12 protein-coding genes are annotated in these 16,903 nt (G+C 63.0%); 9 read left to right on the plus strand and 3 right to left on the minus strand.

All coding sequences use genetic code 11. The annotated features are described in order from the left end of the window. The first annotated feature begins 178 nt into the window (after positions 1-178). Positions 179-3,331 (plus strand): hypothetical protein, encoded by a 3,153-nt coding sequence (locus tag ACK6AU_RS22255; RefSeq protein WP_409301400.1) that lies wholly within the window; start codon positions 179-181, stop codon positions 3,329-3,331. 107 nt (positions 3,332-3,438) lie between these two features. Beyond that, complete coding sequence (locus ACK6AU_RS22260) at positions 3,439-4,731, plus strand: hypothetical protein (RefSeq protein ID WP_409301402.1); 1,293 nt, start codon at positions 3,439-3,441, stop codon at positions 4,729-4,731. A 204-nt stretch (positions 4,732-4,935) separates the two neighbouring features. Here ACK6AU_RS22260 and ACK6AU_RS22265 read toward each other — a convergent pair whose 3' ends face one another. Then, entirely contained in the window at positions 4,936-5,850 is a 915-nt protein-coding gene (locus ACK6AU_RS22265; protein WP_260497959.1) for a LysR family transcriptional regulator, read from the minus strand. 258 nt (positions 5,851-6,108) lie between these two features. Here ACK6AU_RS22265 and ACK6AU_RS22270 point away from each other — a divergent pair, with 258 nt between their 5' ends. Then, on the plus strand, positions 6,109-7,131 hold the full coding sequence (locus ACK6AU_RS22270; RefSeq protein WP_185698797.1) for a zinc-dependent alcohol dehydrogenase family protein: 1,023 nt from the start codon (positions 6,109-6,111) through the stop codon (positions 7,129-7,131). A 201-nt stretch (positions 7,132-7,332) separates the two neighbouring features. Then, complete coding sequence (pgm, locus tag ACK6AU_RS22275) at positions 7,333-8,979, plus strand: phosphoglucomutase (alpha-D-glucose-1,6-bisphosphate-dependent) (RefSeq protein ID WP_409301405.1); 1,647 nt, start codon at positions 7,333-7,335, stop codon at positions 8,977-8,979. Between the two features lie 78 nt (positions 8,980-9,057). Here pgm and ACK6AU_RS22280 read toward each other — a convergent pair whose 3' ends face one another. After that, entirely contained in the window at positions 9,058-9,753 is a 696-nt protein-coding gene (locus ACK6AU_RS22280; protein ID WP_185698799.1) for a pirin family protein, read from the minus strand. 273 nt (positions 9,754-10,026) lie between these two features. On the opposite strand from ACK6AU_RS22280, the gene ACK6AU_RS22285 reads away from it, so the two are divergent. Then, entirely contained in the window at positions 10,027-12,492 is a 2,466-nt protein-coding gene (locus tag ACK6AU_RS22285; protein ID WP_409301407.1) for a UvrD-helicase domain-containing protein, read from the plus strand. 36 nt (positions 12,493-12,528) lie between these two features. On the opposite strand, the gene ACK6AU_RS22290 is transcribed toward ACK6AU_RS22285, so the two are convergent. Then, positions 12,529-12,798 (minus strand): DUF1652 domain-containing protein, encoded by a 270-nt coding sequence (locus ACK6AU_RS22290; RefSeq protein ID WP_409301409.1) that lies wholly within the window; start codon positions 12,796-12,798, stop codon positions 12,529-12,531. 274 nt (positions 12,799-13,072) lie between these two features. Here ACK6AU_RS22290 and ACK6AU_RS22295 point away from each other — a divergent pair, with 274 nt between their 5' ends. From ACK6AU_RS22295 to ACK6AU_RS22310, 4 genes are read left to right on the plus strand one after another with little or no spacing between them, the layout of a single operon-like run. Continuing rightward, positions 13,073-13,888, plus strand: coding sequence for a helix-turn-helix domain-containing protein (locus ACK6AU_RS22295; protein WP_409301411.1), 816 nt, complete (start codon positions 13,073-13,075; stop codon positions 13,886-13,888). A gap of 51 nt (positions 13,889-13,939) precedes the next feature. Then, positions 13,940-15,346, plus strand: coding sequence for an NAD(P)/FAD-dependent oxidoreductase (locus ACK6AU_RS22300; RefSeq protein ID WP_409301413.1), 1,407 nt, complete (start codon positions 13,940-13,942; stop codon positions 15,344-15,346). Positions 15,347-15,402: 56 nt separating this feature from the next. After that, positions 15,403-15,744 (plus strand): cupin domain-containing protein, encoded by a 342-nt coding sequence (locus ACK6AU_RS22305; protein ID WP_185698804.1) that lies wholly within the window; start codon positions 15,403-15,405, stop codon positions 15,742-15,744. A 46-nt stretch (positions 15,745-15,790) separates the two neighbouring features. Next, positions 15,791-16,882, plus strand: coding sequence for a polyamine ABC transporter substrate-binding protein (locus tag ACK6AU_RS22310; RefSeq protein ID WP_185698805.1), 1,092 nt, complete (start codon positions 15,791-15,793; stop codon positions 16,880-16,882). The last annotated feature ends 21 nt before the right edge of the window (positions 16,883-16,903 follow it).

Here is a 16,903-nt window from a genome sequence, read left to right on the forward strand (position 1 = left end):
CCCCGGACTTGGCCCCCGTCAGGTTCCCTGACCCAGCCGCCTCGGAAGAGGGGGCCACGGAGCAGGGGCCGAAAGTGGAGAACCTGCCCCTGCTGGGGCGCCATTCACGGGGCTCGCAGGCGAGGGATGGCGGGCTCCTTTCGGTAGAGCCGCCACCCTCGACGTGAATTTCCCACGAGTGCCCTACAGCGACTTCGTGCGCTGGATCGCCAATCCGGCCCTTCGCCATGAAGTGTTTACGGGCCTGGCGGACGACAAACAAATCGAACCCTTCCTGTGTCTGCTCGAAGCCGCCAACATCGACCGTTCGCGCGATCTGGAGCTTGGCAAATTACTGGACGCACTGCTCGATCCCGCAGTAAGCAGTGTGCGCCTGGACGTGGTGGTACTGGATGGGCTGATGGATTCCACTGAACGACTGAGTCAGCGGCCGGAGCTCAAACCCCAGGCGGTGTATCAGATGGAAATTCCATCACTGGGCGAGATCCTCGCGAGTCTTGGAACCGGTCTGGGTACGCTACTCGATAAGGGGCGCATTAAAGATATCCTGAAACAGGTGAACGAGAAATGTCGGCACTCCCTGAACGTCACCAGCTTCGCCATGAACGCCGGCCAGGCACTTTCATTTGACGGTAAATCATTGCAGATCCCCGCTGGCACTTGTGTCCAGTTGTTCGCGAGACCACAAGTCGAATCCGGACTGTTCAGCGCGAAGTCGGGAGTGCTCGACAGCCGCCTGGAGACATTGGCCATAGGCAGGAATGGCGACCTCGTGGTGTTCGATGGCGCAAGAGTACTGATCGAAAGTATGCAGGTGTTGTCGGCGCCCCTTGAAGAATGGAAAAAACTGGCCCGCTCCGATATCCACTATGAGGCAGCCGGTACCGCGCGCAGCTATGTGCTCAAGGCTGATCCCTCCTACGCCAGGGCATGGCAATGGCGGCAACTGGGCGCGATCACCATTCTGACCCAACGCTGGCGCTTCGACGGTCGGCCGATCTACGCCTGGATCAATCCCAAGGAGAACGACTTCAAGGTCGAAAAGCCCGGTCGCGCTTCGCGTTTGCTCACCGGCAACAGTCAGTTGGCCAACTTCGAGACACAGGCCTTCGCCGGGCGCGACAGGGATGGTCAGTCGTCCACGATCAATCTGCTGCCCGCGCCGGCCAGCACCATCCTGCACACCGTTCATTGGGACAAACCCTCGGCTACCGTGTTCCGCCATCGCTTCACCCTGCATTCTCGTTACTGCGCCGCGTTGCTGCGTGAGGCTGACGGGCAGTGCCAGGCGTGGTCCAACGACCTCGAAGGCGCCTGGCTGCGTGTGGCGATGCTTGCCGAAGCGACTCGCATCGAGTTGACCCGGCCACAGTTGCGCGCCCTGATTCCACTGACCCAGTCGCCGGAGGAGGGCGAGGCACGAACGCCTCCGCTGATGGCCATTCTCCAGGAACGGCCCTTCGCCCATGGCGGGCTGGCGGATCGCGTGATCGCCGAGGTTCGCTCGGGCGTCGGATATGCCATGTCCACTGGTGCCAACGGGGTTGTCCACGCTGCTGACATACGCAAAGAAATCGGCCGCGATCCCCGCCTTGCCTACGAAGCCTACGACGAAGCCAAGGGTAAGAGCGCGATGCTCTCCGTCGAGGGGCCGATCGGCCTTACCTTTGAATCCGACGCGGTCGCGGCACCGGCATTCCCGAATACGGCGCTGGTGCTCGATCCGGTGAGCCTGGAGGTCGATGCCAACGGCGTACCGGCCATGCAGTCACTCGAACTGGAGGAACATTTCCTCAGTGTCGGCTTGCGGCGCTACCTTCATCCGCACTGGCTGGTCAGTAGCATCGACTGGCTGAACCCGCCGGACATGACCCGCAACTGCTGGATTCAACTGCCTGGCATGCAAGGCACGCTCTCTATTGGCTCAGAGGGCGGCGCGATGGACCTTGTTGAAATCGGCATGTCCACAACGCCATGGGAGGTCACCCTGGATTGGCGGATACTTGACATGACTGCGACCGGGGAACAGCGCATGTCATTGCTGCGCCTGCCCACGACCAAGGGCATCACCGGCTGCCAATGCGCGTTGCTGCATGTGCCAATGAACGAACGGCGAGCATTGCTTTCGGTTTTCCTGGTGCCGCCGACGGCCGAGGAACGAGGCGCCGGCAACGCCCCGAAATTGCTGGCAAGTATCGAATGGACATTGCCATCCGCTCATGGCTTTGCCGACGTGAAGGTCGTTGCGCAGGATGAACTCCAGTGGACGTGCGAAATCAGCCTCAGCCAGAGCACATCGATGCACTGGGCAAGAACCAACCGCAACTTCGCCAGCGTTTTTGTTGCAGATGACAGCCCACTGAAAATGGGCAAGGCCTGGCAGGTCAAGGATTTGCAGGCGCACCTAGAGAACGGCGTATTGACGTTCAACGGGAGGAAGTTTGCCAGCGAGCGCGTCTGGCTCAGACCTGCTCAAGGGATGCAGCCATTCCCAACCCACACCCAGCGTCATCTTGCCGTGTTGTTCAGCGAGATGCGTGCAGGCCTCGGGCGGCCGCTGGAGCGGCCGACGGCACTGTACCTGCTCGGTTCCAACAGCCTCCAGGGGATTTCGGGCGTCGTGCCTGACGTCAAAAACGGGCGGGTGCGGGTGATCGAATTCGAGACCCCGGCCGTCATTCTTGGCCGGGGGGTCGTGGGCATACCAGATCAATACAAGTTTGGTTATCTGGACCTGGTTGCACCGGGTATCGCCATACCGCCGACGCCCGGGACACGAACGCTGCTGTCTCTGAATCTGCGGCTGGTTGCCAATCCAGAGGCACGTTCCAGACTGGTGGAGCTTCGCTTGGGCCTGCGTCCCGAGAGATCGAAGACCAGCGAGGCCGGTGTGCTGGAATTGAAGAGCACGTCTGTCGGCGAGTGGGCTACGTTCGGCGCGGATCTCATTATCGATGATGCCGGGAACGTCCAGAGCCTCGGAGCGTGGGCTGTCGACCGCAACGGTAAGCGGCAGGCGATGGTCGCTCAATGGCTCGGAACTCCGTGGGGCGCGTACGCGATGCAGGGACTGGTCATGACTGTCGAGCCGGCGAAATTCAAGGACGGGCTGGACCGTGAACTCTGGCTGGAGGTCGCGATGCTTGCGACTTCGCTGACCAAAGATGACAGCGCTCTCCACAGTTTCAACAACACCCTGGACCTGGACTGGCTCTTCGGGGCCGACCCGCTGTCGCCCGACACCGCCGCAAGCGAAGACGCGTTGCGTGGGTTGCATGAGGTCCAGGCCAGGATCATCTCGGTATCGCCACCAATATCCATAAACGGTTGAGGTGCGGCACAGGGACTGAGCAGCAGCGGACGCATTGAGCTGCGGTTTATCGAAAGAAGAGGGCGATTGCGATGATGAAAACTTCGTGGCGACTCATAGGCGCACTGTTGGCACTGAATCTGTGTGCCTCCGGCGCGTCAGGCATGGAAACGCCGCAACTGGTGACACAATGCATAGCAGTGAGGGATTCAGGACTTTTCGAAAGCAGACCGGACGACAAAAAGAACGCGACACTCAGGACGGGAGAAAGCAACCACAATCCGGCTTGCGCCAACCTGGGTAGCGACGCTCGTCCGCTAGTCGGCACCGGCGACTTAATCATTGCCGTGGACAAAATGGCGTTCACCGCCTTGCAGACGTCGCAGGGAGCGTTAAGCGGGGCATTCGTGCTGTATCTCAATGGCGTACCCTTACCCAGCGATGCCTTGCTGATCGCCTCCGAAACGGTTGATCAATATGTCCAGCTCAGGTTCCGGATCCGCCAGGGACCGGAAACCCAGCGCCTGTGGTCCATGCTGTATGCCGACGGGGCTCTGTTCGACCCGACGGACCTGTATGCGGCACTCGGATGGTCCAGCAACGATGCCGCGCTGACATTGATTCCATCGCGTGGTCAGGCCACATCGGTGAGCATCACCACCGGACCCAGGCTAGCGCTGGCGCTTTTGCTGGTCGTGCTGGCCATCGCCGCCATCGTGTATGTCGGCAGGGCGACGGACACCCTGCGTGACGAGCCGGACTCGACGATCCCACCGTGGTGGAAAGAAGCCCGCAAGCTCCGGACCAGGCTGGCGCAGTTTCCGGACGATACGACACGAAACCAGTACCTCAAGGAATACCCCGGCTACGACGGAACCGATGTCCTGCGCTACGACGACCTGGCCAGCAAGGCACTCGCTGGCGAGCCGCTCGAGACGGCGGACGTCGATGCCACATGCTTTGGCCTGGCGCTGCTCAAGCACGACTGGAAACCCGTGCGCGCGTCCTTCAGCCTTAGTCGCACCCAAATGGCATTGTGGTTCACCTTCGCCGTCGCCACTGGGCTGTTCCTGTGGCTGTTGTATGGGGATCTGCGCCGGATAGATGGATCGCTGCTGGTCTTGCTCGGCATCAGTATCGGCACGGCAGGACTGTCCTGGATCACCGACCGCAATGCCCCGAGCGGCCGCGGCTATGTGCCGAGTCGTGGGTTCTGGTACGACCTTCTAACCGGCTTCGATGAGCGCAAGCAACTGCATCGCTACCAGGCGGTGGTGGTGAATATCCTGCTGGTGGTGGTGGGAATCTTCCATGTACAGCAGCAGTTGAGCTATCCGGTGTTCGATCCGACCTGGTTGATTTTTCTGGGGATCAGCGGGACGGCTTATGGGGTGGGCAAGCAGGTGCTGGAGAGCCGGTGAGGGAGGTAGGTGCTGCCCTGCGATGTATCCGCGAAGCAGTATCCTTCCATCACCACCAACATTTCTGGTGGGGGCATCCTTCTCAAACCATCCAAAGCATGCCCTCAGATATGCCCCCAATGTAGCAATCGTCTGGAAGTGAATGGATCTCCGTGGCCTATGAAAAGCCAGAAATGATCAGCTAAACAGTCTGTCAGACGACGCCTAAAGACTATCCGGGTCGCCGAAGAACATCTGGATCCGTGAGCGCAACCAGCGCTCGCCCGGGTCGTTGTCCTGGGAGCCGCGCCAGGCCATGTGCATTTCGAAGCTGCGCACCGGCAGGGGCGGGTCCTCGGCGCGTACGCCGCCGGCGGCGGTGAGGGCCTCGGCGGTGTAGTCGGGGACGGTGGCGAGGATATCGGTGCCGGCCAACAGGGTGCTCAGGCCGTTGAACTGCGGCACCGCGAGCACGACGTGGCGCTTGCGCCCGAGTTTTTCCAGCTCTTCATCGATGAAGCCGCTCAGGTCGCCGGCGAACGACACCAGGGCGTGGGGGCGGGCGCAGAAGTCGTCCAGGCCCAGGGGACCGGGCACGGTGTCGGCGCGCAGCAGCTTGGGCATGCTGCGGCGCAGGACCTTGCGCTTGGCGTTGGCCGGCAGGTCGGTGGTGTAGCTGACGCCGATGGAAATCTCCCCGGAAGCCAGCAGCGAGGGCATCAGCAGGTAGTTGGCCCGGCGCACCACCAGCACGATGCCCGGGGCTTCGGCGCGCAGGCGCTTGAGCAGCATCGGCAGCAGGGCGAACTCGACGTCGTCGGACAGGCCGATGCGAAATACCGCATTGCTGGTGGCTGGGTCGAACTCGGCGGCGCGGCTCACGGCGGTGGAGATCGAGTCCAGGGCCGGGGACAGCAGGGCGAAGATCTCCGTCGCCCGGGCTGTGGGCTCCATGCTGCGGCCGGTACGTACGAACAGTGGGTCGTCGAACAGATTGCGCAGGCGCGACAGGGCCGCGCTGATGGCGGGCTGGCCAAGGAACAGTTTCTCGGCGGCGCGGGTCACACTGCGTTCGTGCATCAATGTTTCGAACACGATCAACAGATTCAGGTCGACACGACGCAGGTCATTACGATTCATCTGGAGTCCTGGCAGATTCAGCGAACTTGACTGGAGCGGCCATATCGAAACAATGGCCGGCGTGAATCTTACGGGTAAAGGCTGCTACTCTGCACCGGCTAATTGCCTGGCAGGCGGCTCGCAGCCCGCCCAGCCCCGATTTTCAAGGGCACGGAATCGATGACAGGCATGTCGACTATTAATAGGCACTGATAGTCTTGCTTGCAAAGCCCGGATAAAGTCCGCGGCATTAGAGGTTATTTTTTGACGAGGTTTGCGATGTCCCGCACGATTCGTTTTCACAAGTTTGGAGCGGCCGAGGTGCTCAAGTGCGAAGAGCATGCGGCCTCGTTGCCTGCGCCAGGCGAAGTGCAGGTACGAGTCGAAGCCATCGGTATCAGTTGGTATGACGTGCTCTGGCGGCAGAACCTGGCTTCCTCCCATGCCCGGCTGCCTTCCGGCCTGGGCCACGAGATGGCCGGCGTGGTCACCGCCGTGGGCGATGGGGTCGAGGACCTGGCGGTGGGCGACAAGGTCGCCAGTTTCCCCGCCGAGAGTCCCAACGACTATCCGGTGTATGGCGAGCAGATCGTCTTGCCGCGCTCGGCCCTGACTCGTTATCCGGAGGTCTTGAGCCCGATCGAGGCGGCGGTACACTACACGCCGTTGCTGATCGCCTATTTCGCCTACGCCGACCTGGCCCGGGTCAAGCCCGGGCAGTTCGCCCTGGTCACCGATGCCAGCCACTGCGCCGGACCGGCCTTCGTGCAACTGGGCAAGGCCTTGGGCGCAAGGGTGATCGCGGTCACCAAGAATGCCGAGGAGCGTGAATACCTGCTGTCCCTGGGGGCGGAAAAAGTCATAGTCACCGAGGAGCAGGACCTGCTGCTGCAGGTCAACAAGCTCACCGACAGTCGTGGGGTCGACGTGGTCTTCGATGGCCTCGGCGGGCCGCAGATGTCGATGCTCGGCGATGTCCTGGCGCCCCGTGGCAGCCTGGTGCTGTACGGCCTGCAGGGCGGCAACCAGACACCGTTCCCGGCTTGCGCGGCGTTCCAGAAGAACATCCAGTTCTTCGTGCACTGCATCGGCAACTTCACCGGCAAGCCCGAGCTGGGCATCAGCCAGGACCAGGTGGCGCTGCAGCGCGCCCTGCGCGACATCAACCAGTTGACCGCCGACCGGGTATTGCTGCCGCTCAAGACCCGGGTGTTCCCGTTCAGCGAGTTCGTCCAGGCGCACCGCTACATGGACGAATGCCCATGCCGCGAACGAGTCGCCTTGCAGGTCGAGCCGGTCTGACCCGATCCCAGGCCCCCAGTCGCGGGGCCTGGTGCTTTTCCCTTCCCACCTTCCCCTGGCATGCCGCACTTGGCCGGTATTGCTGGCGTATGCCCGTCGATAAATCTTGCTGTCGATTCCGGGATAGATTCCGTCGCGCAATGGTCGAACTGCCAGTAAACTGCGCGGCATTTCCGAACCATCCTTTTTTTGAGGTTTTGCATGACTCTCAGTCCTTTTGCGGGCAAACCGGCACCCACGCAATTGTTGGTCGACATCCCGCGACTGGTGACGGCGTACTACACCGGTCAGCCCGATGCATCGGTTCCAACCCAGCGCGTGGCCTTCGGTACCTCCGGGCACCGTGGCAGTTCGTTCGACCTGAGTTTCAATGAATGGCACGTCCTGGCCATCAGCCAGGCCATCTGCCTGTACCGCGAAGCCCAGGGCATCGATGGCCCGCTGTTCCTGGGGATCGATACCCACGCCCTTTCCACCCCGGCCGGGGCCAGCGCCCTGGAAGTGCTGGCGGCCAACGGCGTGACCGTGATGATCGCCGCTGGCGACGAATACACCCCGACGCCGGCGGTGTCCCACGCCATCCTCTGCTACAACCGCGGTCGCACCTCGGGCCTGGCGGACGGCATCGTCATTACGCCGTCGCACAACCCGCCACAAAGCGGTGGCTTCAAGTACAACCCCACCAACGGCGGCCCGGCCGATACCCATATCACCAAGTGGATCGAGGCCAAGGCCAACGAACTGCTGGCGGCCCGACTCGCCGGGGTCAAGCGCATCAGCCATGAGCAGGCGCTGAAGGCCGACACTACCCATCGCCACGACTACCTCAACAGCTATGTCGCCGACCTGGTCAACGTCATCGACCTGGAGGCCATCCGCAACGCCAAGCTGCGCCTGGGCGTGGATCCGCTGGGTGGAGCGGGGGTGCGCTACTGGTCGGCGATCGCCGAGCACTACCAGCTGGACCTGGACGTGGTGAACCGTGAAGTCGACGCCACTTTCCGCTTCATGTCGGTGGACTGGGACGGGCAGATCCGCATGGACCCATCCTCCAGCCACGCCATGCAGGGCCTGATCGGCCTGAAGGAGCGCTTCGACGTGGCCTTCGCCTGCGACCCGGACCACGACCGCCACGGCATCGTCACCCCCAGCGGGGGCCTGCTGGCACCGAACAACTACCTGGCGGTATCCATCGACTACCTGTTCCAGAATCGTCCGCAATGGCGCGCCGATGCCGCAGTGGGCAAGACCGTGGTCAGCAGTGGCCTGATCGACCGTGTGGCGGCCCGCCTGGGCCGGCGCCTGTATGAAGTGCCGGTGGGCTTCAAGTGGTTTGCCGACGGCTTGTTCGACGGTTCCCTGGGCTTTGGTGGCGAAGAAAGCGCGGGTGCTTCGTTCCTGCGTCGGGATGGCGGGGTGTGGTGCACCGACAAGGACGGCCTGATCCCAGCGTTGCTGGCGGCGGAAATGACCGCCCGCACGGGCCGCGATCCGAGCCAGGCCTATCGTGCATTGTGCGATGAGCTGGGCGAGCCGTTCTCGATACGGGTCGATGCCAAGGCCAACCCGCAACAGAAAGCGTTGCTGAGCAAGCTGTCGCCACAGCAGGTGACCTCCACCGAGCTGGCGGGCGAGCCCATCCAGCAGATCCTCAGCCACGCTCCGGGCAACGACCAGGCCATTGGCGGCTTGAAGGTGATGACCGAGAACGGCTGGTTCGCCGCACGACCGTCGGGCACCGAGGACATCTACAAGATCTACGCCGAAAGCTTCATCGGCGACGATCACCTCAAGCAACTGGTGCAGGAAGCCCAGACCCTGGTGGATGGCGCCATCAGCGGCAACTGATCAGGCGATTGCCGGCAATGAAAAAGGGGCGACCATCATGGTCGCCCCTTTTTATTTGCCGCTGTGCCGTGCCCGGTCTCAGGCCAGGTCCACCAGGACGATCTCGCTGTCCTGTACTGCGGTTACCCGTAGCACCCGTTCATCCTGCACGGCCACGCCGTCGCGAGCTTCGGCGCGCAAGCCATTGATCTCGATGACCCCGGTGGCCGGCACCAGGTAGGCCCGGCGGCCGTTGTCCAGGTGGTACTCGGCGCTTTCACCGGCCTTGAGGTTGGCTGCCACCAACCGCGCATCGGCACGGATGCGCAGGCTCTCCACATCGCCGTCCTTGCCGCTGGCCAGGGTCACGAAGCCTTCGCGCTGGCCCTTGGGAAACGGCTTGGCGCCCCAGGACGGTGCAGAACCGGCCTGGTTGGGGATGATCCAGATCTGGAAGATCTTGGTGGGAGTGTCTTCCAGGTTGTACTCGCTGTGGGCAATGCCGGTGCCGGCACTCATCACCTGCACGTCGCCAGCCTCGGTACGCCCCTTGTTGCCCAGGTTGTCCTGGTGGCTGATGGCGCCTTCGCGCACATAGGTGATGATCTCCATGTCCCGGTGCGGATGCTGCGGGAAGCCGGTGCCGGGGGCGATCACATCGTCGTTCCAGACCCGCAGGTTGCCCCAGTGCATGCGCTCGGGGTCGTAGTACTCGGCGAAGGAAAAGTGATGATGGGCATCCAGCCAGCCGTGGTTGGCGCCGCCCAGGGAGCTGAAGGGTCTGAGTTCAAGCATGATCGTCTCCTGATCAAGGCTCGTCATGGCACGTTGCACCTGGCCAAGGACGATAGCCGTGGGTTGATGGCGTGCATCTTCTATCAGTCATTAATCGATAAAAAGCGCAAAAAGTGCCTTTATCAAATCGATAAATTAGATGCTTTATCGGGCCAAAAGCTGGTGTCAAACCTTCGGTTCATCGCTTAAGTTAATGACCTGCAAGCAATTCGCTGGATGCTCCGAGAAAATCCGGCGACCATTACCGCTCAAGCACCACACCCTGGAGTCCGCGTGTCGCAACACACCCCCGATCTGCCCCCCGAGCTCATGCCCCTGGCCCAGATGTCGTTGTTCAAGCGCCTGGCGGCGCGCTTCTTCGGCCACGGCCTGACCCGCCTGCGAGCCCAGCATCGGGCTTCCTGGCTGCACGGCCAGGCCGATGGCTTTCGCAGTGGCCATACTGCGGGCGTGGAGTACGGCTACCGCGAGGGGCGCCTCGAAGGCCTGGAGGAGGGGCGCCAGGTGTTGCTGATCCGCGACAGCCGCGATACCGAGCATCGGCCCCCTGGCGTCGACGACCGGTTGTTCGACGATTGGCGCCTGCCCTTGGGGGCCGAGCTGAAGAAGCGCTTCAAGGCCGATGTCGCGCGCTTGCTGGCGCCCGAGGCCCAGCCCAGCGCCGCGCAATGGAAGATGATCTTCAGCGACACTCCGGCCACTGCGGTGATCGCCGGGGCCGGGGCCGGCAAGTCGACCTCGCTGGTGCTGCGCCTGCTGTTGCTCCATCACTACCTGGGATTCGAGCTGGACTCCATGACCGTGGTGACCTTCACCCGCGAGTCGCGCAAGGATTTCATCGCCAAGCTGATCCAGGTATTCGCCCTGTGGGGGCGGCAACTGGATGCCCGGCAGGCCCGGGAGCTGGTGCGCACCTTCCATTCGCGAATCCTGCCCATGGTCCGCAGCTTGCCGGGGTTCGAACGGCTGCAGGCGTTCGAGAACCTCAGCGAACGGCAGCCGGGCCTCGATGCCGAGGTGGACAGCAACCCCTTCGACCTGCGCATCAACGATGCCCAGCGCCAGCACCTCAACGCCTGCTACCAGGCGCTGTACAACAGCGACGAGCGCTTTCGCCTGGCCTTGAAACCGCTGGTGCGCCACGCCCTGCAACTCAAGGAGCTGGAGCGTGACCATCCGGATGTGCAAAAGCGCATGGCCGTTACCGAACTGGCGGCCAAGCGCGACGAAGAACTGTGCGACACCCTCGAGGACCTGTGGTTCAGGGCCGGGGCCTGGCCGATCAAGGGCATCGAACCCAAGCGCCAGCGCTTCGAGATCAACGGCGCGCAGTTCCATTGCCACGGTTACTGCGCAGAGCTCGATGCTTGGGTGGTGCTGGGTTTCGACCCACGGGAAAACCCGCAGATCACCCGTCCCGGGGCCAAGCTGAGCGTCCGCGCGGAGTGGGCGGTAAAGCGCACCCTGTTTCAAGCTTTCTGCCGTAAGCCCTTGATTTGGCTTGATAGTTACGAAGATTCAAAGCGCGCCCTCGGCGCTTTTTCGGCCCAGGCCAGTGCCGGCCCTGGCTTCGATTACCGGGTCAAGGGCGAGCTGGCCTCGGCGCCGCTGCTGGATTGTTTCGTCGCCGCCGCCGGGTTCATCGAGAACCTGGGGCTGGATGTGGGCGACGCCGTGGGCCGCATGAGCTTCGCCCAGGACGACCCGGATCGGTATTTCTTCGAGGCCCTGAGCCTGTTCTGGCGCGCCCTGGAAGATCATCTGCTGGACCAGTCGCCACCGATCATGACCTACAACCGCATGTTCGCCCTGTTCAGCGAGCGTTCGCCGGAAAACTTCAAGCTGTTGGCCGACGCCTGCCTGAGACCGATGTCGCACCTGATGATCGACGAGTTCCAGGACGTTTCGCCGCAGATCGTCTCCTGGATCAAGGCCAGCCTCGGCGAGATCCGCCGCCGAGGCGCAGCGCTGCACCTGGGGCGAGGGGCGCAGCATTCCTCGCTGTTATGCGTGGGTGATGACTGGCAGTCGATCTATGGTTGGCGTGGCAGCTCGCCGCGCTACTTCATCGAGTTCAACAAAGAGTTCGTTTCGCCGAGCACCACCCGGGTCATGCTCAGCGAGAACTACCGCAGCCATCAGCATGTGATCGATGCCGCCGAGCACATCGTCCGCGCGACCCCGGCCATCGCCGGGAAAAAGGCCAAGGCCAGCGGCGAGGCCCGCGAGTCATGGCCGGTGCAGGTGCTGGACCGGGACGACGAGGGCTTGGCCCAGCGTTTGGCGGAGCACTATCGGCAGGGCGATTCGATCTTGATGTTGTTTCGAAAAAGTATCGATAAGTTATTGATTGAAAACAGTATTTCAAAAATAGTTAATGTTGATTCTAGCTTGCCGTTGGCGGCGCGCCGGCTCAAGCAACTGACCTATCACAGCGCCAAGGGGCTGCAGGCGGACGTGGTGTTCCTGCTGGGCGATTGCCAGCACCTGAGCAGCTCACCCTACAAGAACCAGGTGTATCGCATGGCCGGGCTGGGCAAGGACGGCGACGCCACGCCCTACGACAGTGCCCAGAAAGACGAGATCCTGCGCCTGGCCTACGTGGGCATCACCCGCGCGGTCAAGCATTGCTACTGGTATGTCGAGCGCCAGGACTCCAGTGCGGGCAATGCTCCGAGGGCCTCGGACCGGGTGCCGAAGGACAAGCCGTACTTCCAGGATCTGCGACAGCGGCCATGAAAAAGCCCGCCGGTTGGGCGGGCCTGGGTGAAGGGGTCAGGCCTTGAAGGCCAGGGAGGGCGAGAGAGCCTCCAGCTCATCCTCCACCGCCTCGATTATTCGTTCGACATCCGCGGCGCTCATCACCGTCGCGCAGGGAATGCCGGCGATGGCGATCATGGTTTCGCCGCTGGCGCGGTCGAACAGCCGGGCGATCATGCTGCCAGGCGCATCCATGCTGGCTTCGAAACCCATGGGATGAAAATGCCAGCGCATCAGCTGGCAGGCGTTGGGAAAGGTGACTTTGCTGGCCCAGACTGTGTTCATCGGTGGCCCACCTTGATTCATTGAGCGCTTCCTTGTGCTCGCGGGAGGACGAGGGCTCGTCGCTGAGCCGCTCGGGTGAGGTATTGAAAATAGCACCGGGTCATGGCCGCCTGCAGTTTTTTTGGCCACCGTTCGGCGGTTCGTTCATGAAAGTTTAATGCCAGTCCTGTCTGTGCTGGATGATCATACGCACCGATTGTCCCGGTTATCGGGGTGGCGATTGCCGCCTGTGGGCAAGTTCGGCAAGCTGCGTTTTTTCCTGTCCGAGAAATGTATGTCTGTTGCTGACGACCCATCGTCACAGACCCGGGTCACCGGCGACACCGTGACGCGCTACCACCTGTGTTGGAAACACCGCGACCTGGATGGGGTGCTGGCGCTGTACCACCCGCAGGTCCAATACAACGATTTCTTCCAGAATCGCACGCTGGCCCTGGCCGACCTGCGCGAATACGTGCAGGCCAGCATGCCGCGGGCACCGGACGAGACCCTGGAGCACTGCGACCGCATCCGCCTGGATGGCGACACGGCCTTCATCCAGTACCAGGTGACCCTGAGGGGCGGCCAGGGGCTGGTGTCGTTCCGGGCCAGCGAAGCGATCACCGTACGCGACGGCCTGATCTGGCGGGTCAACGAATATGCGGCCCTGGTGCGCGAAGCTTCCTCGGGCCAGGCTGCCGGCGGTCCGCGCCCGGCAGCCAGCCGCCTGGGGTTATCGCCGCGCCAGCTGGGGCGCATGGCCGACGACCTGGAGCAGTATTTCCAGCACCAGCAGCCTTACCTGGACCCGGAGCTGGACCTGCAACGTGTCGCCAGCGAGTGTGGCTACAGCCGTAACCAGATTTCCTACCTGCTCAACCAGATGCTGGGCCAGAGCTTCTACCGCTATGTGAACCAGGCGCGCCTGCAACATGTGCTGGTGGCCCTGGAGCGGGCCGTGCCGCCGGTGCGGATCGATGAGTTGGCCTTCGCCGCGGGTTTCAATTCACTGTCGGCGTTCTACAACTGCTTTCGCCAGCACACCGGCCAGACCCCCAAGGCCTATGCCCGGGAAATTTCCTTGCGTGCACGGGCACAAGACAGCGCCTGAGGCCAGGCACTAGGATCGGCTCATCGAAGGTTCGGTTAGCGGAGTGTTGGCATGCCTGGGTGGCGCAATATCAGTTTGTGGATGGATCAGCTCGACGAGCCGCTAACCCCCCGGCCGGCCCTGGAGCGGGACCAGGACCTGGACGTGGCGATCATCGGCGCCGGCTACACCGGCCTGTGGACCGCCTATTACCTCAAGCGCCTGGAACCGGGGTTGAAGATCGCCGTGTTCGAGGCGCAGATCGCCGGTTTCGGTGCCTCCGGGCGCAATGGCGGCTGGCTGATGGGCAACCTCCTGGGCGAGGACCGCCTGCTGGCGCCGCTACCGGCCGAGCAGCGCCGGCCTTCTTATGAACTGCTGCATGGCATCCCCGATGAGGTGGCCAACGTCATCGAACGTGAGGGCATCGTCTGCGACTACCGCAAGGGTGGCGTGCTGTATTGCGCGGCCCGTTATCCAGAGCAGCACGCCAGCCTGCGCCAGTACCTGGCGCATCTGCATGACCAGGGCCTGGGTGAGGCCGACTACCGTTGGCTGACCCCCGAGCAACTGGCCGGGCAATTGCGCGTGGCCAATGCCTATGGGGCGATCCAGGCAGCCCATTGCGCCACCATCCAGCCGGCCAGGCTGGTGCGCGGCCTGGCCCGGGCAGTGGAGCGCCTGGGTGTGGCGCTCTACGAGAACAGCCCGGTGACCCATTGGCAGTCCGGCAGCCTGCAGACTCCACGGGCGGCGGTGCGCAGCCGCTGGATAGTACCGGCGGTGGAGGGCTATTCGGTGACCCTGGCGCCCCTGGGGCGCTACCAACTGCCGGTGCAGAGCCTGCTGGTGGCCACCGAGCCGCTGCCCCAGTCCACCTGGGACGAGATCGGCCTGAGCCAGGGCCAGGCCTTCAGCGAGGGCAGTCGCCAGGTCACCTACGGCCAGCGCACCCTGGACGACCGCCTGGTGTTCGGCGCCCGGGGCGGTTATCGGTTCGCTGGCAAGCTGCGCCACGACTTCAGCCTGAGCGAGGACGAAGTGCACCTGCGCCGCTACCTGTTCGGCGAGCTGTTTCCACAACTCAAGAACGTGCGCATCACCCATGCCTGGGGCGGCAACCTGGGCATGTCGCGCCAGTTCCATCCGCACATGCTCTGCGACCGCCGCAAGGGCATCGCGCTGGCCGGCGGCTACGGTGGCGAGGGCGTAGGGGCCAGCAACCTGGGCGGCCGGACCCTGGCCGAGCTGATCCTTGAGCGCGACAGCCCGTTGGTACGCCAGCCCTGGGTCCTGCCCGAAGGCGGCCTGGAGCGACTGCGGGCCTGGGAACCCGAGCCCTGCCGCTGGCTGGGCTACAACGCCATCATTCAAAGCTTCGTTCACGAAGACCAGACCCTGGCCAATCCGGCCACGGCTCCCTGGCGGCGCAGGATGGCCAGCCGGATCGCCGGGTTCATGGAAGGCTTCATGCACTGACCCGGCTTCACCTGCCGGGCGCTGTGCGCTCGGCGCTTCCAGCCAGAGGTAGCACCATGAGCATCACGCAATTGAAGAACACCGCCACGGCCATCCTCGAGCAATCGGCTCCGGTCGCCGTGCCCCTGGGCGAGCCGTTGGCCGTGACCTCGGTCACCGCCGTGGAGCGCAGCGACGGGGTCGAGACCGGCATCTGGGAGTGCACGCCAGGACGCTGGCGGCGGCAGATCGTCGCCCAGGAGTTCTGCCACTTCATCCAGGGCCGCTGCAGCTTCACCCCCGACAATGGCGCAACCGTGCACATCCAGGCCGGCGATGCCTTGATGTTGCCGGCCAACAGCACCGGGACCTGGGACATCCTCGAGACCGTGCGCAAGACCTACGTGCTGATCTTCTGATCGCCAACTGCCTGCCAATAACAAAACCAACCACAGGTATCGCTCCATGACCCGCAAGACTCGCGCTTTGCTACTGAGCCCGTTGTGCCTGGCCGCCGCCCTGGCCCAGGCCGCCGATACGGTGAAGATCTACAACTGGTCCGACTACATCGCACCGGACACCAACCGCCAGTTCCAGAAGGCAACCGGGATCGGTTTCACCTACGACGTCTATGACAGCAACGAAACCCTGGACGGAAAGTTGATGACCGGAAAATCCGGTTACGACGTGGTCTTTCCTTCCAACCACTTCATGGCCCGGCAGATCCAGGGCGGGGCCCTGAAGAAGCTCGACAAGACCCGATTGTCCAACTGGCAGAACCTCAACCCGGTGCTGCTCAAGGCCCTTGAGGTCAATGACCCGGGCAACCAGTACGGCTTCCCCTACCTGTGGGGCACCACCGGCATCGGCTACAACGTGGCCAAGGTCAAGGCAGTGCTCGGGGACGATGCACCATTGGATTCCTGGGACCTGATCTTCAAGCCCGAGTACATGCAGCAGTTGCAGAAGTGCGGGGTGGCGATCCTGGATAACGGCCCGGAACTGATACCGGCAGCCCTGAACTACCTGGGGCTGGCGCACCACAGCAAGAATCCGGCGGACTACAAAAAAGCCGAAGCCTTGTTGATGAAGGTCCGGCCTTATGTGAGCTATTTCCATTCCTCGAAGTACACCAGCGACTTGGCCAACGGCAACATCTGCGTGGCAGTGGGCTTTTCCGGTGACATCCTGCAGGCCGAAAGCCGCGCCAAGGAGGCCGGCAACGGTATCCAGATCGGTTACTCGATTCCCCGGGAGGGCTCGCCGCTGTGGTTCGACATGGTGGCCATGCCGGTGGACGCCCCGGACGAGCAGGCCGGCTACGCCTACATGGACTACCTACTGCGTCCCGAGGTGATGGCCGATATCAGCAACCATGTGCACTACGCCAATGGCAACCAGCAGGCTGACAGCCGGGTCGATCCGGCGATCAAGGGCGACCCCAAGATCTACCCGAGCCCGGCGATGATGGACAAGCTGTTCGCCTTGCAGGCCATGCCGCTGGATATCGACCGGCTCCGCACCCGTTTGTGGAACAAGGTCCGCAGCGGCAACTGACAACCCAAGCCGCTAACAGGC

This window comes from Pseudomonas sp. KCJK8993, assembly GCF_046230915.1.
Taxonomy (GTDB): Bacteria; Pseudomonadota; Gammaproteobacteria; order Pseudomonadales; family Pseudomonadaceae; genus Aquipseudomonas; species Aquipseudomonas piscis.

Bases quoted from the DNA above. Each gene is read 5' to 3' on its own strand.
- ACK6AU_RS22305 (WP_185698804.1), top strand. From the start codon at position 15,403: ATGAGCATCACGCAATTGAAGAACACCGCCACGGCCATCCTCGAGCAA.
- ACK6AU_RS22265 (WP_260497959.1), bottom strand. From the start codon at position 5,850: ATGAATCGTAATGACCTGCGTCGTGTCGACCTGAATCTGTTGATCGTG.
- ACK6AU_RS22270 (WP_185698797.1), top strand. From the start codon at position 6,109: ATGTCCCGCACGATTCGTTTTCACAAGTTTGGAGCGGCCGAGGTGCTC.
- ACK6AU_RS22295 (WP_409301411.1), top strand. From the start codon at position 13,073: ATGTCTGTTGCTGACGACCCATCGTCACAGACCCGGGTCACCGGCGAC.
- ACK6AU_RS22280 (WP_185698799.1), bottom strand. From the start codon at position 9,753: ATGCTTGAACTCAGACCCTTCAGCTCCCTGGGCGGCGCCAACCACGGC.
- ACK6AU_RS22300 (WP_409301413.1), top strand. From the start codon at position 13,940: ATGCCTGGGTGGCGCAATATCAGTTTGTGGATGGATCAGCTCGACGAG.
- ACK6AU_RS22310 (WP_185698805.1), top strand. From the start codon at position 15,791: ATGACCCGCAAGACTCGCGCTTTGCTACTGAGCCCGTTGTGCCTGGCC.
- ACK6AU_RS22290 (WP_409301409.1), bottom strand. From the start codon at position 12,798: ATGAACACAGTCTGGGCCAGCAAAGTCACCTTTCCCAACGCCTGCCAG.
- pgm (WP_409301405.1), top strand. From the start codon at position 7,333: ATGACTCTCAGTCCTTTTGCGGGCAAACCGGCACCCACGCAATTGTTG.